The organism is Pseudonocardia sp. Cha107L01 (assembly GCF_052566575.1).
The window spans coordinates 1,762,190-1,786,498 of record NZ_CP199579.1; the positions used below are offsets into that span (position 1 = coordinate 1,762,190).

The 24,309-nt window shown below is 66.1% G+C and carries 26 protein-coding genes and 1 pseudogene; 11 read left to right on the top strand and 16 right to left on the bottom strand.

From position 1 onward, the window contains the following. Nucleotides 1-79: 79 nt before the first annotated feature. Nucleotides 80-229, bottom strand: a pseudogene (locus tag ACTXG6_RS08325) (epoxide hydrolase N-terminal domain-containing protein); the annotation flags it as partial. A 58-nt stretch (nucleotides 230-287) separates the two neighbouring features. Between ACTXG6_RS08325 and ACTXG6_RS08330 the strand changes: the two are divergent. Continuing rightward, nucleotides 288-1,037, top strand: coding sequence for a TetR/AcrR family transcriptional regulator (locus tag ACTXG6_RS08330; RefSeq protein ID WP_445187182.1), 750 nt, complete (start codon nucleotides 288-290; stop codon nucleotides 1,035-1,037). Between the two features lie 32 nt (nucleotides 1,038-1,069). Here ACTXG6_RS08330 and ACTXG6_RS08335 read toward each other — a convergent pair whose 3' ends face one another. Continuing rightward, nucleotides 1,070-1,594 (bottom strand): CGNR zinc finger domain-containing protein, encoded by a 525-nt coding sequence (locus ACTXG6_RS08335; protein WP_445187183.1) that lies wholly within the window; start codon nucleotides 1,592-1,594, stop codon nucleotides 1,070-1,072. Nucleotides 1,595-1,682: 88 nt separating this feature from the next. Between ACTXG6_RS08335 and ACTXG6_RS08340 the strand changes: the two genes are divergently transcribed. Next, the gene (locus ACTXG6_RS08340) at nucleotides 1,683-2,819 is read left to right on the top strand and encodes an epoxide hydrolase family protein (protein ID WP_445187184.1); all 1,137 of its coding nucleotides are present in this window, start codon (nucleotides 1,683-1,685) and stop codon (nucleotides 2,817-2,819) included. A 90-nt stretch (nucleotides 2,820-2,909) separates the two neighbouring features. On the opposite strand, the gene ACTXG6_RS08345 is transcribed toward ACTXG6_RS08340, so the two are convergent. The 8 genes from ACTXG6_RS08345 to ACTXG6_RS08380 all read right to left on the bottom strand — a co-directional run bounded on the left by ACTXG6_RS08345 (nucleotide 2,910) and on the right by ACTXG6_RS08380 (nucleotide 10,711). Then, entirely contained in the window at nucleotides 2,910-4,013 is a 1,104-nt protein-coding gene (locus ACTXG6_RS08345) for a glycoside hydrolase family 88 protein (protein ID WP_445187185.1), read from the bottom strand. Between the two features lie 276 nt (nucleotides 4,014-4,289). Continuing rightward, nucleotides 4,290-4,724 carry a cytochrome P450 gene (locus ACTXG6_RS08350; protein WP_445187186.1) on the bottom strand — a complete coding sequence of 145 codons (435 nt, stop codon included), beginning with the start codon at nucleotides 4,722-4,724 and terminating at the stop codon, nucleotides 4,290-4,292. Between the two features lie 22 nt (nucleotides 4,725-4,746). Beyond that, nucleotides 4,747-6,033, bottom strand: coding sequence for a right-handed parallel beta-helix repeat-containing protein (locus ACTXG6_RS08355; RefSeq protein WP_445187187.1), 1,287 nt, complete (start codon nucleotides 6,031-6,033; stop codon nucleotides 4,747-4,749). A gap of 297 nt (nucleotides 6,034-6,330) precedes the next feature. Further along, nucleotides 6,331-6,555, bottom strand: a complete 225-nt coding sequence (locus ACTXG6_RS08360) for a hypothetical protein (protein ID WP_445187188.1) — start codon at nucleotides 6,553-6,555, stop codon at nucleotides 6,331-6,333. Nucleotides 6,556-7,209: 654 nt separating this feature from the next. Further along, a complete protein-coding gene (locus tag ACTXG6_RS08365; RefSeq protein ID WP_445187189.1) occupies nucleotides 7,210-7,611 on the bottom strand; it encodes a hypothetical protein in 402 nt (133 codons plus the stop codon). A 474-nt stretch (nucleotides 7,612-8,085) separates the two neighbouring features. After that, nucleotides 8,086-9,114 (bottom strand): aldo/keto reductase, encoded by a 1,029-nt coding sequence (locus ACTXG6_RS08370; RefSeq protein ID WP_445187190.1) that lies wholly within the window; start codon nucleotides 9,112-9,114, stop codon nucleotides 8,086-8,088. A 138-nt stretch (nucleotides 9,115-9,252) separates the two neighbouring features. Next, nucleotides 9,253-9,627, bottom strand: coding sequence for a nitroreductase family deazaflavin-dependent oxidoreductase (locus ACTXG6_RS08375; protein WP_445187191.1), 375 nt, complete (start codon nucleotides 9,625-9,627; stop codon nucleotides 9,253-9,255). A gap of 178 nt (nucleotides 9,628-9,805) precedes the next feature. Continuing rightward, nucleotides 9,806-10,711 (bottom strand): AraC family transcriptional regulator, encoded by a 906-nt coding sequence (locus ACTXG6_RS08380; RefSeq protein ID WP_445187192.1) that lies wholly within the window; start codon nucleotides 10,709-10,711, stop codon nucleotides 9,806-9,808. A 239-nt stretch (nucleotides 10,712-10,950) separates the two neighbouring features. On the opposite strand from ACTXG6_RS08380, the gene ACTXG6_RS08385 reads away from it, so the two are divergent. Both ACTXG6_RS08385 and ACTXG6_RS08390 read left to right on the top strand, forming a co-directional pair. Beyond that, on the top strand, nucleotides 10,951-11,442 hold the full coding sequence (locus ACTXG6_RS08385) for a DUF1059 domain-containing protein (RefSeq protein ID WP_445187193.1): 492 nt from the start codon (nucleotides 10,951-10,953) through the stop codon (nucleotides 11,440-11,442). 37 nt (nucleotides 11,443-11,479) lie between these two features. Then, nucleotides 11,480-12,466: an ornithine cyclodeaminase family protein gene (locus ACTXG6_RS08390; RefSeq protein ID WP_445187194.1), complete on the top strand. Its 987-nt coding sequence runs from the start codon at nucleotides 11,480-11,482 to the stop codon at nucleotides 12,464-12,466. Nucleotides 12,467-12,818: 352 nt separating this feature from the next. On the opposite strand, the gene ACTXG6_RS08395 is transcribed toward ACTXG6_RS08390, so the two are convergent. Beyond that, nucleotides 12,819-13,151, bottom strand: coding sequence for a GYD domain-containing protein (locus ACTXG6_RS08395; RefSeq protein WP_445187195.1), 333 nt, complete (start codon nucleotides 13,149-13,151; stop codon nucleotides 12,819-12,821). A 1,718-nt stretch (nucleotides 13,152-14,869) separates the two neighbouring features. Here ACTXG6_RS08395 and istA (ACTXG6_RS08400) point away from each other — a divergent pair. The 5 genes from istA (ACTXG6_RS08400) to ACTXG6_RS08420 all read left to right on the top strand — a co-directional run bounded on the left by istA (ACTXG6_RS08400) (nucleotide 14,870) and on the right by ACTXG6_RS08420 (nucleotide 18,296). Further along, a complete protein-coding gene (gene istA, locus ACTXG6_RS08400) occupies nucleotides 14,870-16,342 on the top strand; it encodes an IS21 family transposase (RefSeq protein WP_445183358.1) in 1,473 nt (490 codons plus the stop codon). After that, a complete protein-coding gene (locus tag ACTXG6_RS08405; protein ID WP_331511675.1) occupies nucleotides 16,339-16,608 on the top strand; it encodes a hypothetical protein in 270 nt (89 codons plus the stop codon). The genes istA (ACTXG6_RS08400) and ACTXG6_RS08405 overlap by 4 nt, the downstream gene beginning before the upstream one ends. After that, entirely contained in the window at nucleotides 16,605-17,378 is a 774-nt protein-coding gene (istB, locus tag ACTXG6_RS08410; RefSeq protein WP_445183359.1) for an IS21-like element helper ATPase IstB, read from the top strand. The genes ACTXG6_RS08405 and istB overlap by 4 nt, the downstream gene beginning before the upstream one ends. A 200-nt stretch (nucleotides 17,379-17,578) precedes the next feature. After that, a complete protein-coding gene (locus tag ACTXG6_RS08415) occupies nucleotides 17,579-17,740 on the top strand; it encodes a helix-turn-helix domain-containing protein (RefSeq protein ID WP_445187196.1) in 162 nt (53 codons plus the stop codon). A gap of 193 nt (nucleotides 17,741-17,933) precedes the next feature. Continuing rightward, the gene (locus ACTXG6_RS08420) at nucleotides 17,934-18,296 is read left to right on the top strand and encodes a DUF2188 domain-containing protein (protein WP_445187197.1); all 363 of its coding nucleotides are present in this window, start codon (nucleotides 17,934-17,936) and stop codon (nucleotides 18,294-18,296) included. Here the strand turns inward: ACTXG6_RS08420 and ACTXG6_RS08425 are convergent. Continuing rightward, the gene (locus tag ACTXG6_RS08425) at nucleotides 18,232-18,621 is read right to left on the bottom strand and encodes a plasmid mobilization protein (RefSeq protein ID WP_445187198.1); all 390 of its coding nucleotides are present in this window, start codon (nucleotides 18,619-18,621) and stop codon (nucleotides 18,232-18,234) included. The two genes, ACTXG6_RS08420 and ACTXG6_RS08425, sit on opposite strands and share 65 nt — an antisense overlap. A 14-nt stretch (nucleotides 18,622-18,635) precedes the next feature. After that, on the bottom strand, nucleotides 18,636-18,947 hold the full coding sequence (locus tag ACTXG6_RS08430) for a hypothetical protein (RefSeq protein WP_445187199.1): 312 nt from the start codon (nucleotides 18,945-18,947) through the stop codon (nucleotides 18,636-18,638). A 115-nt stretch (nucleotides 18,948-19,062) separates the two neighbouring features. On the opposite strand from ACTXG6_RS08430, the gene ACTXG6_RS08435 reads away from it, so the two are divergent. Continuing rightward, nucleotides 19,063-19,533, top strand: a complete 471-nt coding sequence (locus ACTXG6_RS08435; RefSeq protein WP_445187200.1) for a DUF6941 family protein — start codon at nucleotides 19,063-19,065, stop codon at nucleotides 19,531-19,533. 201 nt (nucleotides 19,534-19,734) lie between these two features. On the opposite strand, the gene ACTXG6_RS08440 is transcribed toward ACTXG6_RS08435, so the two are convergent. The 3 genes from ACTXG6_RS08440 to istA (ACTXG6_RS08450) all read right to left on the bottom strand — a co-directional run bounded on the left by ACTXG6_RS08440 (nucleotide 19,735) and on the right by istA (ACTXG6_RS08450) (nucleotide 22,408). Then, a complete protein-coding gene (locus tag ACTXG6_RS08440) occupies nucleotides 19,735-19,857 on the bottom strand; it encodes a hypothetical protein (protein WP_445187201.1) in 123 nt (40 codons plus the stop codon). Nucleotides 19,858-19,961: 104 nt separating this feature from the next. Further along, entirely contained in the window at nucleotides 19,962-20,786 is an 825-nt protein-coding gene (locus tag ACTXG6_RS08445) for an ATP-binding protein (RefSeq protein ID WP_445183324.1), read from the bottom strand. Continuing rightward, a complete protein-coding gene (istA, locus tag ACTXG6_RS08450; RefSeq protein ID WP_445183323.1) occupies nucleotides 20,783-22,408 on the bottom strand; it encodes an IS21 family transposase in 1,626 nt (541 codons plus the stop codon). The genes ACTXG6_RS08445 and istA (ACTXG6_RS08450) overlap by 4 nt, the downstream gene beginning before the upstream one ends. A gap of 548 nt (nucleotides 22,409-22,956) precedes the next feature. On the opposite strand from istA (ACTXG6_RS08450), the gene ACTXG6_RS08455 reads away from it, so the two are divergent. After that, nucleotides 22,957-23,820: a DUF2726 domain-containing protein gene (locus ACTXG6_RS08455; RefSeq protein WP_445187202.1), complete on the top strand. Its 864-nt coding sequence runs from the start codon at nucleotides 22,957-22,959 to the stop codon at nucleotides 23,818-23,820. Nucleotides 23,821-24,309: the final 489 nt, after the last annotated feature.

The following is a 24,309-nucleotide window of genomic DNA, read 5'->3' on the forward strand; positions in this document are numbered from 1 at the left end:
GCGCGGGGAGAGGCGGACCGCAGACATCGCGTGCGATGTACCACCGTGACTACTGCAGCGCCTGGATGCCGTCACGGACCTCTTGTACGAAGATGTCGGACAGCTCACGGAGGTAGGCCAGCGGGATGCCCTGGGACCAGTCGTCCACGCTCTCGGCCTCGGGCAGCCGTGCTCGAGCCAACCGGTCGCGCAGGTCGTTGATCTGTGCGTCGGTGATATCAACTGTGAAATCCCGGACCTAGATCACACCGGCGACCCTATGGCCGGGGCACATCGTTGAGAAGCGGATGACCGGTTCGGCCGACCAGAGAGCAGCCGTGCGACCATGCCTTGATGGTGACACGAATATTTACTCGCGTTCAATTCGCGTGCTGGGCAGTCCCGTGACAGCGAAGGCCCGGCGCCCCATGCGCCGCGAGCCGAGCCAACCCCGCTCCAAGGAGATGGTCGAGCGCATCATCACCGCCGGCCACACCGTCTTGCTGCAACGCGGCTACGAGGCCACCACCACCAACCACATCGCCACGGCGGCCGGGATCAGCCCAGGATCGGTCTACCAGTACTTCCCGGACAAGAACGCCATCATCGACCTGATCATCGACCGCTACGCCGGCGAACTCTCGACCCGCATGTCCCGCGCGTTCCTCAGCGCCCTCGGCTCCGCCCGACCCAGCGAGGCGGTACGCAGGACCGTCACCGCGATGCTGGACGCCTTCGAGGAAAATCCTGGCCTGCTGCGCGTGCTGATCGAGCAGGTGCCCCGCTCCAACGACAGCCCTCGCGCACTGTTCGCCCGCCGGATGGACGACATGATGGCCACCGCGATCCTGTCCTACCCGGGCCGAGACACGACCCGACCCGTGGAAACCATTTCCTGGATCTTGGTACGGACCGTCGAACACGTCACGATCAGCTACGTCCTCGAACGCCCGCGGCTGGATCGCGCCACTGTCATCAACGAACTCACCGAACTGATCACCGGTTATCTCAACCACCGACCCCCGCGGAACACTGTGCTGTCCCGCGAGAACCGGTGACGCGGGTGGGCGGCACGGTCTGTTTCGCGGAGTCACGTGGCTTGCTGATGGCGCTCGCGGTAGGTGCGGGTCTTGTGGCGATTGCCGCAGACGTTCATGTCGCACCAGCGCCCTCGGCCGCTGCGTGACGTGTCGTGGAAGGCCCACCGGCAGTCCGGTGCCGCGCAGAGCTTGATTCGGCTCCAGTCTCCGCGGCACACGCTCATCGCCACGGTCTCGACGATGACGTTGAGCCATCGGCTACCGGATTGGGCGGTGATACGCAGCCCGCCCGGCCGGTGAGGCGCGAGCTGCAGCGGGTAGTCCACAAAGGCTGTGGCGGCATCGACGTCGCCCAAGAGCGACTGCCGCAAGGTCGTACGGAGGGCGATGGCGCTCGCTAGATCTGCCTGCCCCAACTCAACGCCCGGATCGGCCAGGTCGCGGTCTGCCAGCCAGTCCGCCAGTTCACCCGACGACGTCAGTTGCTCGCCGCCGGCGTGGATCTGGCCGTGCCGACTGAACGATCGCTCGTCGACCGTGTTGAGGAACTCCTCGATCAGGGTGAGCGCAGCCACGACACCATCATACCGCTTCATTGGTGTTGCCTCCCGGCCGACACCGCTGTTACCGTTCACTGGTGTCGACAGACAGGAGGAGAAGCTCATGGCCGACCCCCGACAGTTACTCACGGTGTCCGACGCCGACCTCGACGACCTCCGCGCACGCCTGCGCGGGACACGGTGGGCGAAGCCGTGGCCGGTCGACGCCTGGGAAGCCGGTACCGACGGCGACGAGTTGCGCCGGCTGGTCGACTACTGGGCATCGGCCTATGACTGGCGCAAGCACGAGGCGGCGATCAATGCCCTGCCGTCCCGGTTCGCCGACGTCGGCGACACCTCCGTTTACTACCTGCGCTTCGACGCCGAGCGCGACGGGGCACTACCACTCCTACTTGCCAACGGCTGGCCCAGCTCATTCCTCGAACTGACCGGCCTGGCCGACCGGTTGTCCGCGCCCTCGCGCTACGGCGGCAGCCCGGAGGATGCGTTCACCGTCATCGTCCCGGCCCTGCCGGGGTTCGGGCTGTCCCCGCAGCGGCCCGCGCTCGGCGGGACCCCGCTGACCCACGACATCTGGCACCGGCTCATGCACGACGTGCTCGGTTTCGAGCGTTACGGCGTGCACGGCTCCGACATCGGGGCGGGCGAGTGCAGCCGGCTCGCGCAGGCCTACCCGGAGGCAGTGGCGGGCGTCCATCTCCTGGACGTCGCCGACCCGCCCAGCTTTGACCCGGCTGGGCTGACCGGCGAAGAACGCGCCTATCTCGAAGCGGAGAAGGTTTGGTTCGACGCCGAGCGCGGGTACTCCCACCAGCAGCAGACCCGCCCGCTCACTCTCGCCCAAGGCCTGTCCGACTCACCGTCAGGACTGCTTGCCTGGATTCTCGAGAAGTACCGGGCGTGGAGCGACAGCGGCGGCGACGTTTCCACCCGATTCGACGACGACTTCCTGCTGACCCAGGCGTCGCTGTACTGGTTCACCAACACGATCTCGACATCGTTTCGTCCCTACTTCGAGCGCAACCACGGGCTCAGTCCACGTGTCGAACGTGTCGATGTGCCGACCGCGGTCGCGGTCTTCCCCGCCGACCTCGGCGGCCGGCTGCCTCGCAGTTGGGTCGAGCGGACCCACAACCTCACCCGCTATACCGCCATGCCCCGTGGGGGTCATTTCGCTGCCCACGAGGAACCGGGCCTGCTCTCCGACGACATCACCGCCTTCTTCCACACGCTGGCCTGACGTCCCTCCGCGCGCGGAGCACAGCGAGGGTGGCGGGACCGTGCTCGGGATGTCGCCGTCGAGAAACGCGGTTGGTACCGGATCGGATGGTCAGTCCGACATGAACGCCGCCGTCGAATTACCGGCCTTCTCGTAGCGGCCGATTGCCTCGACGTAGTAGTAGTCGCCGAACATGATGCCGGTGTCCGCCCAGCCGCTCGGGAAATGCTGGGTGCCGTGCTGCAGCATCGCCGCGAACTTCGGCTGGCGTGGTGCGTACGCGGGCGAGGACAGCGAGGTGAGGATGTCGCGGGCGGTATCGGTGTCGTGTTGCTTCGCGGCCGGGTCGGCCTCGTAGCCGCTGAGTTCGACCAGTGCGCTGGCGACGACGGCGGCAGCGGATGTGTCGCGCGGCGCGGTCGCCTTGTTCGGCACGTCGAAATCCCAATAAGGAACCCGGTCCGGCGGAAGGCGGCGAACGAAATAGTCCGCCGTGCGCCGGGCGGCATCGAGGAACCGAGGGTCCTTGGTGTAGCGGTAGGCCGTGGTGAAGCCGTGGACGGCCCAGGCCTGCCCCCGTGACCAGGTCGACTCGGTCGCATAGCCCTGCTTGGTGGAATGGCTCAGCAGGGCGCCGGTTTTCTGGTCGTAATGGGCGACCATCCACGTCCCACCGTCCGGGCGGACCAGATCCTGCAGCGCCCGCAGCGCGTGGCGTTTCGCGATGTCGGCGTGTTGCGGGTTCCCGCCGTTCTGCCCGGCCCAGAACATGAGTTCCAGGTTCATCAACGCGTCGATGTTGACCCGGTACTGCGTCTTGTCGTCGGCCTTGTCCCACACCCGGAACATCCCGACGTTCGGGTTGTATCGACGCGCCACGGTGTCGGCGGCCTGCAGCACGACGCGCTTGTACGACTCGTCGCCGGTCAGCTGGTAGCCCACGCCGTAGGTGTCGAAGATCTTGAAGCCGAGATCAGTGGTGTCCTGCTTCGTCTGGCGGGCCAGCCCGGCCTGCCAGGTCTCGGCCCGCTGACGCCACGCCGGATCGTGGGTGCGCTCGTAAGTCCGCCACAGCGCGGCGGCGTAGAAGCCGGCGGTCCAGTCGTCCGCCCCCTCGGTCAGCCAAGAGCCGCCGGGCTTCGTCCGCACCGGATAGGCCGGTGGGTTGAGGGCGGCGTCGGTGGAAAGCAGCCGCTGCTCGGTGTACTTGAGCACCCGGCTCGTCGCCGGCGGGGGCGCCGGTGTCGGTGAGACCGCCGTCGGCTGTGTCGGCGCAACCGACGGTGGCGGCTGTGTCGATGCCGGGTTGCTGCAGCTCACAAGCGCGACGAGCACGAGCCCGACCCCGCCCGCCGTGGCTCTGATCGGCATTCCGCTCCTCGCAGGCCTCGACTCCACAACGCGGGGGGCAACATAGCAGCAGAGGTGGCCACGACGAGTGCCGCACAGCCGGCGTCAGTCACAAAGAGGTGTTGGCTGGTCGACGCCGGCTCAGGTCAGGAAGGCCACCGGCACCGACTCGACGACGGCGGTGGCGAGGCTGGGGTGGAACACCGCCGGCCCCCTGGCCTCGATGTTCGGGAACCGGGCCAGCAGCTCCTCGAACGCGACCCGAGCCTCGACCTGCGCCACGAACGCCCCGATGCAGCGGTGCGGACCCCAGGAGAACGCCAGCACATCGCTCGGACGCCGGTCGAGGTCGAAACGCAGCGGCTCGTCGAACATCGCCGGGTCGTAATTGGCGACCGTGAAGTTCATGACCACCGCCTCACCCGCACGAATCCGATGGCCGCCGATCTCGGTGTCGGCGGTCGCGGTGCGCCGGATGTAGCGGCCGGGGGTGACCAGCCGCAGCATCTCCGCCACCGCGTCCGCGATCAGCGACCGGTCGGCCACGATCCGGGCCTTGGCCTCGGGGTGGCGCAAACGGCTTAGCGAGAATGGGCACTCACGGGGCGCCCTCGGGCTCGGGGCCGTTATAGCCCTCTTGGGACGAGTCGTCCATGCCGACCTGGTAGCCGACCTTGGGACCGATGTTGTTGTCCCGGATCGTGGCGTTGGTCGAGTTGTTCTGCAGTGAGAACGCCTTGTCGATCTTGCCGACGACCGTGTTGCCGGCGAGCGTGACATCGCTGATGTCGTCGAAGAAGAACGCCTGGCCGGCGGCGCTGTCGCAGTAGTTGTTCGTGACGGTGAATTTGCTGGAGCTGCCTTCCCCGGTGCCGTCGCCGGCCTCGCTGTCCGGGCCTTCGGCGATCAGGCACATGTTGTCGACGTTCTCGAACCGGTTGTTGTCGATGAGCACGCGCTGGCTCGGGCCGTTCTCGTCGGAGGTCGCGAAGGTCTGGATGGCGTCGGCGTGGTTGCCGTCCTGGCCGTTGAGGTTCTTCACGTTGCTGACCAGGTTCCCGACGATCTTGATGTCGTTGCCGAAGAACCGGATGCCGTCACCGTCGTCGCTCTTCTTGACCACCTGGGGGCTGTCGATCACGTTCGCGCGCACCGTGATGTCGTTGCCGGTCAGCTGGAACCCGGGTGAGCGGGGCTTCGACAGCTGGACCCCGTCGACGACGACGTGGTCGCCCCGCACGGAGATCTGACCGGTGGTGGCGGTGCCGCCGCCGAGGATGGTGATCGGCTGCTGGGAAGTGCCCGAGCGGCGTAGCTGCAGCTCGTCGTTGCCGAGGTTGCCCTGCAGGCAGATCCGGCTGCCGGGCTGCGCGCCCTCGAATGCACTGCGCGCACTCGAGGCGTCGGTGACGGTGGCGGTGCAGTTGGCCAGTGCCTCCGGCTTGCCCACCGCGCCGCCCGCGCCACCGACCTGGGAGCCGCCGCTCCGGGTGACGATCAGGTAGCCGCCGGCCAGGGCGATCAGCACGGCGGCTGCCAGCCCGAGCACCAGCCAGCCGGGTCGCTTGAATGACGTACCGGCACGCCGGCCCGGTGTTGCCCGGCCCTGGTCGGGCGACTGCGTGATGATCGGGCGGGTGGAGGTCGACTCGGCGTCCGGCGTCGGGGCGGAGTTCGGTGCCCGGTCCGCCTCGGTCGGGGGGACCCACGGCCGGGGCTGGTACAGCGGACGGGTGGGGATCGGGCCGACAGGCGGGCCCGGGCGAACCGGCGCCCCAGCTGACCCGCTGAACTCTCGGGTGGCGCCGACCTCCTCGGGACGGCGCTGTCCCCGCGCCGACCCGATCAGCCGGGCCAACCAGCGCGGACGAACAGAGTGACGCATCACGGCCCCCGGAAACTCGATGATCTGCTCTCCCTTGAGACAACGCTGTGAGCCCCTCAGGTGTCACACGGCGGCCGAGATCCACAGGTGATTCACAACTATCCGACCCACCCGGGTTCGCGCAGGCCGGATCGCGGTGGTGGCCGCCCCGCCGTCGAAGTCGCCCGCCCCAGGCCTGTCACCGCGACGCCGGGCTTACTACGGCCCCAGCTGGAAGGGCCCCGCCACGACAAGACACTCGACCACCTACCCCCGAGGTCACCGGAAGTGCCTCGCCTACCTAGTGCAGGGGTTGGACTAGCTCAGGGCGGCGACGAAGCTGCCCAGGTCGGCCTTGAGCTCGTCGATGTCGTGGCCGGTACCGGCGAAGCGGCGCCACGAGGCGGCCAGCACCGGGGCGTCGGCGCCTTCCAGCCAGTCGCCGATGACGGTCAGAAGCTTCGCCAGCTCGGCGGCATCCTCGTGGTCGAGCCGAACCCCGGGGGAGTGGGACCCGAGGGAGCCGTCCCGGGGCGCGGGCATCGCGCCGGGAGCCTCGGTTCGGATCTCGGTTCGGGCCCTGGTTCGGGCAGTGGGATGCATGGGAGCGATGGTGCCCGCGCGAGCTGTGGTTTGCCTGTGCCGGGTCAGTGTTCCTTCTGAGGGACGCGGACCGAGGCGTGCGGTCCGACAAGTGCCGTGCGGTGGCTACGGGACGGGGCGAGCCCGTGGAGAGCCACCTCCAGGACCGCGCGGTGCTGGGGGATCCGTGGCCGGGCGTGCCGGTGCGGGGCAGGAACGCCGCAGGGCGGGCGGCCGCGTGCTGGCTGCCGGTCGCTCCGCGCGTCACACCCCATGGGCTCCGGCACTGGACGGACTCACCGATGTGGGACGCGGCGCTCGACCAGCGGCTGAGGTACAGCGGCAGCTCACCGGCTGGAGTACTGGACGCCCTGCTCAGGGAGCGTCGCTGAGGGGACTCCAGCGAGGCCGGGAGAAGCCGAAAGGTGAGGTCTCATTCCCCCGTAGGGGCCTGTGACCTGGCCGTTCGCGGGCGGTAGGACCGTCCCTCACTCGCCCACAGGATCAGCCCTTAGTGCGTCAACACCCCCGAACATGACGCATGGGTCTCCCGCCTCGAAGTTCAACGGCGAGCCGTCCGAACGGCCCGTCCGGGACTTCCTGCGCACAGCCAAGTCAGTCATCGTTTCCGCCGGAGGGGAGCTGGCAGCGGAACGTGCCGATGAACGCGCACTCAGACTGGATGACCTTGTTGACAGGGTTGAGATCGTTGGCCGCTCTGGTCGCGTTCTCGGTGTTGTTCCAGTCGCGGAGGTCTGTGTAGAACCCACACCATCGGTCTAAGACGGCGTTTATATCGGCGATCTCCTCGGCGCTCTTGGGAGTTGAGGGCGCGATCGTGTCGCAGTAGTTGTGGAAGCCAATCGTGTCGTGCCGATAGTTGATCAGCCGGTCGCGCTCTGCAGCGGTGAGAGGTTCGAGATCCTCCCGGTGCCAGGGCGTGAGGAGGACGGCGTCCGACATGGCCTTGAGGGCGGCTCGCTTCTCTTCGATGGTCTTTTCGACGAACGGCGTCATCGCTGCTCCTTCGAGGGGTCTGGTAGCTGAAGCTGTCGTGCATCCGGCGAGGCTCACGCTCCTCTGTCCAAGGGGCCACGGCCAGTCCCTCCTGACGGCTACCTCAGTGTCAGGAACCTCGTGGAGTCCTACGAGATGCGCGGCCGACTGCTGGACGGGCTCACCGACGTGTGGGACACAGCGCTCGAACCCACGACATATTCGTCCCGAAGGCGGATTCTGCGTGGTACCAAGTGTCGACCAGTGTCGTCCGTGCTGGGCAACGTGCTCCTGGATACCAGCCGTCCTAGCCCGTGCCAGTGGGTTTGGTGCCGTTCTGATGCCTCCGGGTAGCCCGCCGGCCGCGCCCGGCCGAAGGCGGAGGGCGCGAGCCGTGCGGGCATGAGGTGAAGTCGAAGCCAGCGCTGCTCGGCGCCTACCTCCCACCGTCGGACTGGGCCTACCGGCCCGGATGATCACCCCGGAGTACCTCGTTCAGGCGGCGGAGCGCTCAGCGACTGGCCGGCGCCGCAGACTCACGCTCGAGACAGCCGGCGGTGTGTACGCCACGTCGTTGGGGCCGGCGTCGGTCCCCGGCGGAGCGATCTCATCGATCCGGTCGAGAACCTCGTCGTCCAGGGTGACCTCGACGCCGGCCAGCAGGTCGTCGAGCTGTTCCATGGTGCGCGGCCCGATGATCGCCGAGGTGACGCCGGGGTGGGCGATCGCGAACGCCATCGCAAGGTGCGTCATCGGCAGGCCGGCCTTCTCAGCGAGTGGGACGAGCTGTTCGACCACGTCGAGCTTGCGCTCGTCGGCGAAGTGTTGCGGCATGCCGCCGGAGCGGTGGGTGTCGGTCTGCTGGCCCTTGCGGAAGCGGCCGGTGAGCAGGCCCTGGCCCAGCGGGCTCCAGACCAGCGCGCCCATCCCGTAGCGCTGACAGACCGGCAGCACCTCGCGTTCGATCCCCCGGTTGACAATCGAGTACGGCGGCTGCTCGGTCCGGAAGCGCTCCAGCCCACGCCGCTCGGCGACCCACTGTGCCTCGACGATCTCCGAGGTCGGGAAGGAGGACGCACCGATCGCGCGCACCTTGCCGCTGTGGATCAGGTCGGACAGGGCTGACAGTGTTTCCTCCACGTCGACAGTCGGGTCGGGGCGGTGTACCTGGTACAGGTCGAGGTGGTCGGTCTGCAGGCGGCGCAGCGAGTTCTCGACCTCGGCCATGATCCAGCGCCGTGAGTTGCCCCGGCGGTTCGGACCCTCGCCCATCGGGTAGTGCACCTTGCTGGCCAGCACGACGTCGTCGCGGCGGCCCTTGAGCGCTTTGCCGACGATCTCCTCGGACTCCCCATGGGAGTAAGCGTCGGCGGTGTCGACGAAGTTGATCCCCGCGTCGAGGGCACTGTGGATGATCCGGATCGAGTCGTCGTGGTCGGGGTTTCCCATGGCCCCGAACATCATCGCGCCGAGGCAGTAGGGGCTGACCTGGATTCCCGTCCGGCCCAACGTGCGGTACTTCATACTTCTCTCCCTTGGAGGCGTTCGTTGTCGTGGGCGGTACTGGTGGACGCCGCGCGGTGGGAAGGACTCGACGTACTGACTCCGCGAATCCGACCCCGACGACGGCCGGCACGACGTAACCGTTCCCTGAGATTCGGACTATCCGGACCGCGTCGAGGACGCCGTTCGCAACTGTTCGTCGTCGAACACGATCTCGACGAGCGGGCTGCGCGCGAGCCAGTCGTCGAGGTCCTGGCGTCGGCCGACCCGTGCCGCTACGTCGGGCCGGGTTTGCAGGTCGAGGACCGCGGTGATCACTCGCCGCCGTGTTGGCTCCTCGACCGGCGCCGCGGTCGCGGGCAGGTCGGCCGTGACCCCGTGCTTGAGATGCACGACGAACCGTGGATTCGCGCGCAAGTTCGCGTACCAGCTTCGGGGAACGGGCATGCCGGTCAGGTACCAGCGGCCGTCGACGCGGTGGAACCAGACCTCGATGCGGCGCCCTCGACTCCGGTCCGGCCCAGCATGCGGCACTTCATACTTCTCCAATTTGACGGCAGTCGGTGAGTCGGTCGGCGACCGCCATCGCCCGAGTCGTGGTGACTGTCCGGAATCCCTGCTCGTTCCGATACCCACAGGAAAACAGCACCGCTGGCGTCGGGCTAGCAAGATCCTCTCGCGTATTTGCACAAACCTCTTCGCTCAGGCCGCGTCACGGCAGCGCCGGGGCAGCGGGCCCCGCTCCGCCACGCAAGCGCGCCGCATCGACGCTGGGCGGGGCACCGAACTGGCGGCGGTACTCCCTACTGAACTGGGACGGACTGTCGTACCCGACACGCTGGCCGACGCCGGTGATGTCGTTCGGACGGTTCGCCAGCAGCAGTCTCGCCGCCTGCAGCCGGATGTGCTTCTGGAACTGGATCGGGCTCATCGCCGTCACCTCCTGGAAGTTCCGGTGGAAGGCGGAAACACTCATCCCCGACAGCTGTGCCACGTCCTCGACCCGGAACGGCCGGGCGTAGTTCTCCCGGATCCACCGCACGGCATGTCTGACGTGCATCAGGCTACTGTCGGCCACGCCGAGCTGGCGGACGACGTCACCTTGTTCCCCGGTCATCAACCGCCAGAGGATCTCGCGCTTGACCAGCGGGGCCAGTGCCTTCCGGTCCCGTGGCCGGTCGAGTAGGCGGAGCAGCCGAACGATGGCGTCGAGCAACTCGCCCGGGGCGTCACTCACCGCGATCCCCGGCTGCGCGATGCCACGAGACCGCGCCAGATCCCCTGGCGCAGCCTGCAGCAGCAGCTCCGCGATGACGGCAGGTTCCAGAGTCATCCCGAAACCGAGCGCGGGCCTGCCGGGAGCCGCGTCCATGACCTGCCCGGTTACCGGGACGTCGACCGAGGCGACGAGATACTGACCGGCGCCGTAGTCGTAGAAGCGGTCGCCCAGTGCAAGACGCTTGCCGCCCTGGGCGATGACCGCCAGCACCGTCCCGGACATCGAGGACTCCGGCGCAGCGGCGTAGTCGACCTTGCAGATCCGGACGCCGTCGATGACAGTGGCCAAATCAGGACGCGCATGCCGCTCCAGCAGTGCGCGAAGCTCGTCCAGAGACATGCCACGATTGCAGCACAAACCCGCGGTGACCGGACGCGGAACTGACGACCTAACTGGTAAAGCGGGCACATGCCTTTAGCCGCAGCCACGGTACGAACTCCGAGACGGCCGAGAAGCGGGCCCAAGCCGTCGAGAGGGAGATGATCACCGGCCGCCGACGAGCGTTGTCGCCCTCGTTGTCGTCAAGACTGTCGTCAGCGACTACTGTGACTTGCCTCACTATTTCGAGGAGGCGCTTCATGGCTCGCAAGATGCTCGACTGCCGCGAAATGCCCAGCGAATCCGGCTGCACTTTGACCCTGATCGGCGAGGAGGATGAGGTGCTGCGCGCCGGGGCCGCGCACGCCGTTGACGTGCACGGCCACACCGACAATCAGGAGCTTCGCGACGGTCTGCGCGCCGGGCTGCGGGAACCGGTCGATACGCCCACCACCGTCGGCACATTCGTCCAGCTGATCGAGCTCAAGACCCAGCGCTTTGATGATGTGGCCGCCCTGGACGATCAGTGGGCCAAAGCTATCGGTGACGGCCGTACCGCGCGCTGGGCCATCCGCGCCGCCGACCGTGACCGCGCGGACACCTACCTTGAGATCGTCGAGTTCCCCAGCTACGAGGCCGCGACGGCCAACAGCCAGAACCCGGCGACCTCGGACTTCGCCGATCGTCTGGCCAAGCTCTGTGACGAGGAGCCGACGTTCCGCAACCTCGATGTGCAGGGCGTTATGACCTGAGGGCTGAAGGCAGTTTGCCAGATGAAGGGGGTTGCCGATGCTTGTTCTCCCTCGTGCACAGGTCGAATCGCTGCTGGATGTAGATGCGTTGATCGACGCACTGGCGCAGGCGATGGCCGACTTCAGCGCCGGACGAGCCTCCGTACCCGATCGCGTCGCCGCCCTCGTGCCCGAACAAGACGGTTTCCTTGCCGCGATGCCCGGCTACGTGCCCTCGTGCAAGGTGCTGATGAGCAAGCTGATGTCGCTGTTTCCGCACAACGCGGCCACGAGGCTGCCCACCCACCAGGGCGTGATCGTGGCGTTCGATCCGCACACCGGTGCACCTGCGGCGTTGCTGGACGCCATCGCGATCACCGCAATCCGAACCGGCGCGTGCTCGGCGCTGTCAGCGCGCCTGCTTGCTCGCGAGAACGCCGCCGTGCTGGCCATTCTCGGCACAGGAGTGCAGGCCCGGTCGCATGCCCGCGCGATGTGCCGGGTCCGACCGATCCGGCACATTCGCATCGCCGGACGCGACCCCGCCAAGGCCAAGCAACTGGCGGCCGAACTGTCATCCAGCATGGATGTCGCTGTCGAAGCGGTGTCCTCCTACCGGGACGCGCTCGACGGCGCCGACATCGCATGTGCCACCACCCACGCCATCGAGCCGGTCGTCCGCCGCCCGTGGCTCACCCCGGGAGTTCACGTCACGTCCGTGGGATACAACCGCGCCGGCCGCGAACTCGACGACGCGACCATCGCCGAAGCGCTCGTGTGTGTGGAGTCCCGCCGCGCCGCCCTGGCACCCTTCCCCGCAGGTAGTACTGACCTGCTGATCCCCATCCGTGACGGCGTCATCACCGCTGACCACGTCCACGCTGAGCTGGGCGAACTCGTTGCCGGCACGAAGCGAGGACGTAGCACCCCCGAGCAGATCACCGTCTACAAATCCGTCGGCGTGGCGGTCCAGGACGCCGCAGCGGTGGCCCTGGTCATCGCCGCCGCTCAACAACAAGACATCGGCGAGCAGATATCACTATGAAGCCGGCCCCGCAGCAGTCACGGTCGCCAGCGGCCCCGACCACAACCCAGGAGCCTCAGACTGCCAGGGTCGGGCGGAAGTCCTTGCTGTCGTCCTGGTGCGGGGCGTGCGTGGTGTCGTCACCGTTATCGTCAGAACTGTTGTCAGCTCTGGCGCTCACACCTTGAAGCGGAACGAATCGGGCTACGAGGCTAACCTGCGCGGATAGGCCAATCCGTACGATAAGGAACAGTGGCGAACCGGCGCCTATCCTCGCTCGCCCAGGGCTACAGAGCCGACAGTCCCCAGGGCTGACCCGCGCCGAAGACCGGGGGCGCGAGCCGGCAGGAAATGGGTATACCTCCACTCGGGCTCAATCCCCGGGCCTGACGTAGCTGCCTTGACCTGCGGCGGCTTTGGTCAAGACGGCGGGAAGGTCTGCGGACGGGATCAGCTGGTGGGTGCTCACTGAACGGAAGGCACCGGAGCTGGTCACAAGTAGCGCGACCGCAGCGGCGGCGTCCGCGTCCGGCACGTCGAAGATCACAATTCCGTCGTGATCGCCGAGCATGTAGTAGAGCGATTCCAACGTGCCACCCGCCTGCTCGATGGTTGCCCGTACGGCTGCGGCGCGATCCGAGGGAGCGCTGATCATGCGAGCCCAGGTCTCCGGCGTGTAAGAGAAGAACAGCGCGAACTTGATCATCGCCCCTCCCCTTCAGTTGGTGGGTCCCTCGGAATACTCCGTCGGGACCTGGTGCGCTAGCGGCAGATAGGTGATCTTCTCCCTGTCAAGCCGGATTCAGGGGCCTGTGATCGTCCGTCAGCGGTAGTTCGTGAACTGCGTCTGGCCAGGGCGGATGGCCACACTGTGCCGCCGACCTGCTGGTTGTCTCTCGACGTTTGCCACTACTGATGACCGATCGCCGATGCCGCTTGTACACGGTGCAGCGGGTGATGGGTCACGAGAGGTCATCCAGGCCGCTCGACCTCTACACCCGGCGGACTGACAACCCGGAGCGAATCCTGGAGCTCTCAGCGATCCGGACGACGACCCGGACGGCGGCGCGGCGGGGGTTCCGGCTCCGCTATGAGGCTGTCGCTCCGGAAATGCTCCGGCTGACACCATGAGGAACGACGAAGGCCCAGGTCTTGGGCTCCGGTTGGAGCTTCTGACCTGGGCCTTTCATGGTGTCGGGGTGGCGGGATTCGAACCCACGACCTCTTCGTCCCGAAGGCGGATTCCGGGTGCCACGGGGTGCCCGCGGGTGCTGTCTGGGCCGGTCAGTGTGCTGCCTGGTGTCGGACCGGGCGGACACGTACTCGTGGGTTTGATGCCTTTCCGATGCCCGCCGAACCCCCGCTGTCATGGAGGAGACATCGTCGCGCCCTGTTTGTGGCCCGGAGTCGGGGCAACGTGATGCCTCAAAGGGGAAGGTTCTGCGCAAAGTCGAGGTGACTCGGAGGGGACAACTACTTTCGACAGCAAGCATCACCCTTTAGAGTGACCGTCTTCATTGGTCACAGTCGCCCGGTCGGGGCCGTGACCGGCCGCCATGACGGGAGTCCCGCCCATGTCGATCCTTGCGACAGGGGCGAGCACGGGCACGGGGGGCTCACGGGCTGTGCTCCTCATCGCGATTCTGGCAGCGGTCGGAGCCTTTGGGTCCTATGCGTTCGGTCGGCGTATTGGGGGCGCAGGTGGTGGAAGCGAGAAGGCGAGCGTTGGTGCATGGGTGCTGCTCGCCGCGATCATCGTTGGCGTACTGGCTGGCACGGGCGGCCCGAGTGGCTCGCGCGCTCACTCGCAGCGCCCTCGAACGACTGCCCGTGTCGTACACGCCCCAGCGCAGCACCGGAAGCCCCAGACGGCTCGCCGACGTGGCGGACACACGGGTGGGCTGGCACATCCGGTGGCCAAACGCTGAATCAGTCTCCTCCCTAGAACTGTCGTCAACTGAGCCTGCCAGTACGCCGGGTCGGAGGCACAGGGCGCTTGCCGGGCGGGCTGAGCTGCTACCCAGACGTTGAAGCGGAACGAATCATGGCAGGGCTGTGACCTGGGTCGATGGCTGCGCTCATGGATCGACGTGCGTGAACGTTAACCCTCACCTGCCATTGTTTGGGGAGGTTGCTGGAGGTCCTGACGAGCGCCTGACGATCGCAGGCTGGTCGTGCTGCACCGGGGACAATCCGCAGAATGGACCAGGAACGCGGTGCCGACGGACACGCGAAGATCCGGATGGGCGGACAGCTGGCTCCGGATGGGCGGACATGAGATCTCCGGGTCCGCGGACATGACTTCTCCGGGACACGCCTGAACAGCATGCGAGGCGGGGTCCCTCCTGCCGGGTTGGCTCTGGTTGTCGATCACAGCCAGCCCCGATCTGGAGGGACCCCTTGACCAAGTCTGGCAGGGAAGTCATGGAGATCTTGCAAGCGTTCGATTTGACGCGTTGTCCACATTCAGCCGCGGCGTTGGCCGGGGTGGATGAGAAGACCGTGGCCCGTTTTGTCGCGATCCGCGACTCCGGGCGCGACCCGTTTACCCCGGCGCGACGGCCGCGAGCGATTGACCCGTTCTTGGACAAGATCGAGGAGTTAGTCGAGGCATCGAAGGGGCGAGTTCGTGCCGATGTGGTGCACGCGCGGCTGGTCGCGATGGGGTTTACCGGCACCGATCGCAGCACGCGGCGCGCGGTGGCCGAGGTCAAGGCTGATTGGAATGCGGGGCACCGACGGAAGTACCGGCCATGGGTGGCTGAGCCGGGGATGTGGTTGCAGCACGACTGGGGCGAAGGTCCCCGTGTCGGTGGCAGGCGCACGCAGCTGTTCTGCGCGTGGCTGTCCTGGTCACGGTTTCGGGTGGTGCTCCCGGCCTGGGACCAGACGCTGGGCACCCTGGTGGGGTGTGTGGATGCCACGCTGCGGCGGATCGGTGGGGCGCCCACCTATTTACTGACTGATAACCCGAAGACGGTGACGATCGACCGGGTCGCCGGCGTGCCGGTGCGCCATCCTGACATCGTCGCCGCGGGCCGCCATTACGGCTGCAAGGTGGAAACGTGTGAGCCCTTCGATCCGGAGTCGAAAGGCGGCGCTGAGCACACGGTGAAGATCGCCAAAGCGGATCTGGTCCCGACCACGGCGAACCTGCTGCCCGCCTACGCCTCGTTCGCCGAGCTCGCCGACGCGTGCTTCGAGTGGTGCGAGCGGGTCAACGCCCGCCCGCACCGGGAGACCGGGGCCGCTCCTGTTGAGCGGTTGCGCATCGAGCGCCAGCACCTGCATGTTCTGCCGGGCGCGCCGCATGCGATCGCGCTGGGCGAGGAACGGCTGGTTGATGATGATCAGACGATCCGGTGGGGCTCAGTGCGTTATTCCACCCCGGACGGGCACCAGGGCCAGAAGGTGTGGTGCCGGGTGGTGGGCGAGGAATTGGCCATCACCGGGTCCACCGCGGTGGGGATCAGCGAGATCGCCCGTCACGAGCTATCCACCCCGGGGCATCCGCGCATCGTCGATGCGCACTACCCGCACCACCCAGGCGGGAATCTGCCGCGGGTTCCCAAGGTGCGTGCCCGCACCCCGGAAGAGGTCGCGTTCTTGGACCTGGGCGAGGGGGCACGCCGGTGGCTGATCGAGGCCGCCGCGACCGGGGTGGCGCGGATCCGGGCCAAGATGGCCCGGGCGGTCGCGCTGGGCGCGGTCCTGGGTGGCGACCGGGTCGATGAGGCCCTCGGGCTGGCCGCGATCGCGGGCCGGTTCGCCGAGGACGACCTGGTCTCGATCCTGGATCACCTCGGCGCCGCCGGGCCACCCGATGACGTCGTGCACGTCGACGAGGCGCACTCCGCGCAGCCCGGCACCGGGTCGTGGGACAGGTTCGGCGCATGAACACCCCCGACCCGACCCAGCCCGCGTCGTTGCCGGGCCTGCCGCCCTCGCCCTGGGTACTGATCGACCGCACCACCCTCGAGCAGACCACCACCGTTCTGGATCTGCTCGAGCAGTGGCTGGCCGGCGGCGACCCTGGGCCGACCGAGGCGTGCGCTCGGGCCTGCTCGGGTGGGCAGAGTGACGCGTTCGAGGTCGCGGCCTGGGTGGGCACCCTCGCCGCCCGGCTGCAGCAGCGCATCGAGGCGGTGGACTCATGGTCGTGAGCCACCCGCAAGCGCCGGCGCTGCCCGATGAGTTGGACAAGATCACGCGTCGGATGCGGCTGCCTTACCTGCGCAAAGCCGCGCCCGACATCCTGGCAACCGCACGGGCGCAACGTTGGGACCCCGCTGAGGTGCTGCGTGTCCTGCTGATCGAGGAAGTCACCGGCCGCGACTCGGCGACGCGTCGGTTACGGCGCAAGAACGCGAACTTCCCTACCGGGAAGACGTTCTCCTCCTGGCGGCCCGAGGAGTCCTCGATCCCCGAGCCCACCCAGAACGCGCTGGTCACCCTCGAGTGGATCGGTCGGCAGGAGAATCTTGCGGTCGCCGGCCCATCGGGCACCGGGAAGTCGCACTTCGTTGAGGCGTTGGCGCACGCCGCGATCGAGGCCGACCTGCGGGTCGCCTGGTTCACCTTGGAATCTCTGACCGCGGCGGTCGGCAAGGCCAAGGTCGACGGCACGGTCGCACGGACGGTGTCACGGATCTGCGGCTGCGATTTGATCGTGGTCGACGACATCGGGATGTTGCCCGCCGGCCAAGACGCCGCCGAGGCGTTCTACCGGATCATCGATGCCGCCTACGAGCGGCGCTCGATCGCGGTGACCAGCAATATCCACCCCAGCGGATTCGACTCGATCATGCCGAAAACCCTGGCCACCGCCACCGTCGACCGCCTGCTCCACCATGCACATCTGATCGCAACCACCGGCGACTCGCACCGTCTCGCCGAAGCCCTCGCAGGCAAGGGAGTGATCCCCTTGAACTAACCCACACCCGGAAAACTCACGTCCGCCTACCCGGAGATCCGCTGTCCGCCAGCCCGGAGATCAAATGTCCGCCCACCCGGAGTTCCCAATGACCGTTGACACGCGGTGCCGAGATTGCCCAACTCGTGACTCGATTGATCACTCTACTCAGCCCGCCAGAGGCGCCGGCCCCGGTTGAGCCATCCCCGCCCAAGCTCCTCGTGTCGTTCGAGGATGCCGCTGAACGGCTCACGATCAGTCGGACCACGATGTACCGGCTGGTTAAGGAGGGCCAGATCAAGACGGTGCGGATCGGCTGGCTGCACCGCGTACGGGTGGCCGAGCTGGAACGGTACGTCGACCGTCTGCACGACGACGGGTAGTTGTTGCAGTACAGGACTGGGACACGTCCGCCGACAGGCAGCCGCCGGGCTCGTTGGACTGAGGCGCTGACCGGGGCGTTCCTGGTGTCTCGCCGCCCGGTCGTCACCCAAAGGGAGTGTTGGTCACGTATAGTGATGGAGGTATCTCGTCGACCGGTGAGATACTCGCTCCCCGGTAACTCAGGAGGATGACGTGCCGAACTCTCGTCACGTACTGCCAGACCCCGATGGTGGTTGGCGAATCGAGAAGCCCGACGCCGATCGCGCCAGCGCGAAGACCGATACGCAGGCAGCGGCAATCGCCCGGGCCCGCGAGATCGTCCACAACGATGGTGGCGGCGAGGTCGTCATCCACGGCGTTGACGGCAAGATCCGCGCCAAGGACACGATCGCTCCGGGCAACGACCCGTACCCCCCCGCGAGGCTGAGTGTGGACGCGGTTGGGGTGGCGAATCGGCAAGCTGGCTCGGCACTCCACCGGCGTGGCTGGCTCAGCAGGGCAGGAGAACGCCGCCGTCCTCGGTCTCACCTTCAAGCTCACGGTCTGAGTAGTTGACTGGGACGCGAGCATTAACGTGCACGCTTACACGTCCGGGAACAGCCGTCGACATTTGAGTCCAGAGAAGATGCAAACGCGCACGCTCTAGGGCTGACCTGCGAACGAACTCGGATACGGTTGCAGAGTCGCGGGCCGCTGCGACCCTGATCTCTTCCGCCTCTTCGGGGGACAACCGGACGGAGATCATGGTTCGCCGAACGGCCTTCACCGGCTGCTCGTCCGGGGCGGGCACCTCTTCCCACTCGTCGCTGTCCGGATGCTCTTCGTAATACGCCTGCTCGTCGCGGACCTCTTCGTAGATCGTTCTCTCGTGATCTTCCACGTCTCGCGACCCTCCTACAGGTTGTATTTGACCTGGTCCGCCTCCGAAGCGGTCCATGCCGTGACGGGGATGAGTTGATCGTGTTCTTCATCCCAGAGCATCTTGGCGTCGAGCGCACGGCCGCCGTTCGTTCTTCCGAGCATCCTCCAGTTGGCACGGCGATTGTTCTTGTTTCTCAGCCACTTCGGCCGATTCATGAAGACTTGATCGAGTTCTAGCGGAGTGACGCCCTTCCGAGCCAGGTGAGCCTCGGTCCCCTCGAACCCTCTGGCTTCGTTGGCAGGTAAGAGCGTGAGTCCAGGCGCGGTTGACGGGTGCCGAGCCATCACCTTCTCCTGACCAGTGTATGACCACATGAGGGGGAGCGCTATGCTGCGTATGACACTAGGCGCTCATCGTACGGGTGCTGTATGACGCCAAGGCAAGCAGGGAGGTTCCTCGGTGGATGTTGACGTGTTGCTGGCTGACTACGCCCAAGTGCACGCCGGCAAGCTCTTCGTCTCAGGGGCGGGGATCAACCTGCTCACCCCTTCGGTTCCCGGGCCGCCGTACGTCGTCCACTTTGCGCTTGCACTGACGGTGACCATCCCGTGGCAGGCCACGAACCAGCGGCACACTCTGAGGGTTTCGCTAGTCGACACCGATGGCGAACAAGTCCAGCTCACTGAGCCTGCGGCCGACACACCCCCCGAGGAGCGAGGAAAGATCACTGCCCAGTTCAACGCAGGTCGTAGCCCGATAATGCAGCCGGGTGAGGAGTCGGTGCTACCTATCGCCTTGCCGTTCTTGGGGCTGGCTCTACCACACCCCGGCAGTTACAGGCTGCTGATCGAGCTGAACGACATGGAGCCAGAGGGCAAGACATTTCGGGTCCTGGATCCTGAAGCGCCTCACGGCTTCGCTCGCAGATAGACAGTTCGCAGGTCACCTCTACGGGCGAACCGAGCGCCATCCCGTCGACCTGGCGTAGCCCGACCAGGCCGCAGGGCGGGGGCAACATTGCTCCCTACCGCCGGCCGATCTCGCCAGGCTTGCCCCCGCGCTGCGGTCTGGTAGCCCTCGGGGAGGTCGATGGGATGGCGCCGTCCAGCCACAGCCCCCAACCGAGCCTGATCACCTAGCCCTCGCCATCCCGGAGACCTGCCGGCCCGGCGAGGGCATCTTGTTGTTCATGGCCGCCTGATCGTCGCGGGCCTCCCCCGGCAGCCCGGAGTGCGCGGGGATGTCAGGTGCCACGAGTAAGGGACCACCGTTTTGTCACCAGCTAGGGACCACTTCGGCGGTCGTGGGCCGTGTGCTGATCGTCGTGTAGGGACGTCGTTGACGTCAACGTTTCTCGGTCATCTGTCCTCCTGCGCGGCGTCGAGGGGTTGGCCGATGCGTGGTCGTTGGCGCTGGCGGTAGCTTTCGCCCTCGACGATGAGTTCGAAGGCGGCGGACTGCAGCCGGTCGATCGCGGACTGGGCCAGCAGCGGGTCGGCCATCATGGTCAGCATCTCTGGGGGTTCCCGGTTCGAGGTGATGATCGTGGAGGCCTCGCGGTGGCGTTCCACGATCAGCTCATAAAAATCACTGGTCTGCTCGGTGCCCAGCGGGTGCAATGCCAGATCGTCGAGTATCAATAGTTCAACCCGGTGCAGTTTCCGCATTTCCTCTTCGTGGGTGTGATCGAGACGGGCGGCGCGTAGCCGTTTGAACAGTTTGTCGGCACGTTCGATGTGCACGGTGTATTTGCGGCGGACCGCGGCATGCCCGAGGGCGTTGGCCAGGAATGTTTTCCCCACTCCCACGGGTCCCATGATGAGCACATTGTTCGTTTGGGTGAGGAATCGCAGCGAGCACAACTCTGCCCACAGTGTCCGGTCGAACGCGACGGCCGTGGAGTCGTCCCAGGCCTCCAGGACCATGGTCGGGTCCAGGTGCGCGGAGCGGGCGCGCAGCAGGGTGGCTTGTTGGTCGCGGCGGGTGACCTCATCAGCGAACAGCATCTCCAGGAACTCGTGATGCGGCAGGTGTTGGGTGCGGGCCAACGCGAGGCGTTCGGGCAGGGTGTCGAGCAGCCGCCCGAGTTTGAGCCGGCGCATCAGGTCCTTGAGATCGCCGGATACCTCGACTCGCTGCACGGACCCGCGCGGGACGGGGCTGGGACGGGCGTTGGTGGTCACGACGGGCGCCGCATCTGCCCGGTGGCACCGGTGGCGAACTCGCCGGCGTCGCGGACGAACCGTCGCGCGGCGGGCACCACCTTCGAGGCGGCGGTATCAACGGCGGCCGGGATGGGGATGGCCAGCTGGCCGGTGGCGGTGCCGCGGGTGGTGTCGGCTTCCAGCCCCCGGGTGAGCATCCGGTCGATCAGCCCGACGTTGACCGCCTCGACCTCCAAGGCCCGCTTGCAGGCCTGTTCGACCCGGTCAGCGCCGTGGCGGCGGACCAGTCCGAGGAGCCGATAGACCTGGCGCATCTTGGTCCAGGGCAGCGGATGATCCAGCAGCGCGGCCGCGTAGGCACCGATGTGCTCGCCATAGCCAGTCGCGCGGCGAGCCAGCGCGTCGAGGTCGCGCATCGCGTAGGTGGACACCTCGCTGGGCAGATCCGCCGGGTCGGTGCGCCGCCGCCCCGGTTCCTGCCGGAGATGAACTTTGATCAGCTGGCCGCGGCGGAACAGCTTGACCGTGTGCCCATCAGCACGAGCGGTCAGCCGCTGCCCGATCAGCTCCCCGGGCACCGAATACAGCGCTCTGGCCACCTCGACATGCCGATCAGGTGCGACCTTGGGTTTGGTGTAGACCGGGATCGCGAACCTCTGCGCGGGGGCCGCCAGCAGCAGGGGTGCTTCCTCGGCGTCGAACACCTCAGCTGGGCGTGCGCAGGTGGTGCCATGGATACGCGTTCCGGCGACCTGGGCGCACCACAACACGGCGCGGGCCCGGCAGTCGTTCAGATCGGTGAAGTCCTCCCCGGCGAAGAAGCTGGACCGCACATATTGCACACATTTTTCGACCCTGGGTTTGTCCCGAGGATGGCGGACCCGCGCCGGGTCGACCACGAAGCCCCGAGCTTGGACGTATTCGCGGAAACTATCATTGAGCCGGGGTTCGATATTATCGGCCTGCTCGACGATCGCTTTCATATTATCGGGAATGACGACTTTGAAAACGCCACCGAAGAACGCCCAGGCGGCCTCGAACCCGGCGATCACTTCTTCGAGTGTTTGGCGGTGAGTCGGGTAAAGGAACATGTGCCGCGAATACACCGCGGTGAAGATCAGCCCATGGGCGACCCGCCGTGCCCCACGAACTGGGTCCGGGATCAGCCCGAGTCGACCGAAATCGACCTGTAGCTCCTCACCAGGGTTGCCGTCGACAACCGGGACCGTGGGCTGGCGCCGGCCGAAGGCCAACTCGCTGACCGCGTAGCGGTGCAGCGTGCGATAGGGCACCACCGCCCCGCGCCGGCCCAGCAGCACATGGACTTTGGCCAAGGTCAGCCCCTGTTTCAGCCAGGCCGCGATCTGCTCCCGATGGGCATCCAGGGACTCCCGGGCCGCCCCAACACCGCGTGGGCGGTCCGGTCGCACCGCGCCCAGGACCGTCCCGAGCAGCTCATCGGTCAGCTGCTCAGGGCCGCACTCCTGGGCCAGCCCGGCCGCCTCAGCGGCAGCGACGTACCGGCGGACCGTCTTGCGGTCCACCCCCGCCAACGTGCTCACAGCGCGCAGCGAACGGCCTTCCAACCACAGCCGAAGGATCTCTCTAACCTCGATCACGGACACCTCCCGATAGGACATGCGGACGACCACAACGGCCGCACGACCGGAAGGCGGGGAGCCACGCCGGGTGGTCCCACTACTGGCAAACAGGTGGTCCCATCACCGGCAAGCCCCTGGTCCCATCCTCGTGGCAAAACTAGATCCCAGGTGGTCCCTTACTCGTGGCAGACGACAGCGGGGACCGGCCGGAGGCCGCACGCCCCGCGTGCTCCTTGGGCTGCCGGTCAACACAGGCCGCAGCGGCGCCGCAGGCGCCGCCTTGACCAAGAGAAGAAAGTCTGCGCCCCGGCGAGACCAGACGGCGAGACCAGACGGCGAGACCAGACGGCGAGACCAGACAGCGAGACACGCCGCGACTCTCCGAGACTCCAAATGCCCGGCTCCGATTGATGTGTGACACCTCGGCTATGAACATGATGGAGGCTGGTTCAGCAGCATCGTCCGTGGGTGGCCGACGGCAGTAGCGCCTGTCCCCATCGGGCGGATGGGCGATGGTCGGACTTTGCGAGTGCCATGCAGTATGGTCCGCCCAAGTATCGTGGCTCGGACCAGAAGGGATATAGGGATTGCGCGATAGGCGGAAGAAAGTTCTGAACAACACCGAATATCGTGTTGATCAGATTCTGGCTGATTATGCAGATCAGACGGGATATCGAATCAATCTCAAAATGCGACTCCGTGACGCCTTGGACATTGACGACTTGGCTCTCAGTGGCGAGGATCGGAATTTCCTGTGGACGTCTCATCTTGATTTCGTAGCTATCGACACTAGCACTCAACTCCCGGTTCTTGCAATTGAATACGATGGCCCCATGCACGACGATAGAGTCCAAGTGCGCCGAGATCTGGTTAAGGACCGTCTGTGTCGAGATAACGGCCTTCAGATGCTCCGACTCGATAGCAACTTCGCCCGAAAAGAGGGGAAATGGGTCGTACTGAAGTATATATTGTGGGCCCATGAAGTCGGTAAAGCTTTCTACAAAGCGCAGGAAAGCGGCTATATCCCGGAGGACGAGCCGTTCTATCACGGTAGCGTTGTTGAGGTATCAGACGACGGAAAGGGGTATGGCTTTGCAGGAATTGACATGCCCGCAATTCGATACCTACACAGTTTCCGGCAGGCTCATAGCTGTGTCTGGCAGCGCCAATGGTGGCGAAGTGTTGGCCTCGAAGTCGAGTCAGTCAATGTGGTTTCCCTGCCTAATAGTCTGTATCTTGTAGGCCGATGTCGGATGCGGAACTTCGCATTAGTTGGAATATCGGCGCACGATATTTCGCAGGAGTTATCCACTGCGGAACTTGGTTGGCTTGCGCACAGATATTCGAAGGGTGAGGCGGTCGCAATTGGCAAGAAAGATGGTGACATGCTGCTTGGCGGCCTCGTCAATTGGAATCTTTCTATGGCCTGGGGAGCAGATCGGACGTCGTGAGCCTGGGATCTTAGCTCGCCCCTTCTAGTGTTGGTGCATATTCGGGGATAATCTAGGAGTAAGGTCAATGGCAACCTGGTACGAAGATCCTGCAATACTGGTCTCGATCTCGTCAGCAGTAATTGCTGGGGGCGCGTGCATATACTCAGCCATCAGTGTGCGTATTGCACGACGATCCTATCGGTTGGCGCTTGCCCAGGATCAACGTAAGAAGCCTGCACTGAGACATCAGTTGCTGGATAGCTGGTTGCAAAGGACCCATGGGCATCGCATCTATACTGTATCTCTGATGCTTGTGAACTCTTCCGAAAGCCCCACGACTGTCGTAAGAATTGACTTAAGCCTAGTGATCCGGGCATCGGAAGACCCTTCGTTAAATCCGACCGTGGTTCGAATTCCGACGCAGATCGCTCAGTCGAGTTCGAATGCGGGCTTGGCAACTATCACGATCCCAGCAAAGCTGGAGACGTACCAGGCGGAAAGGGGAAT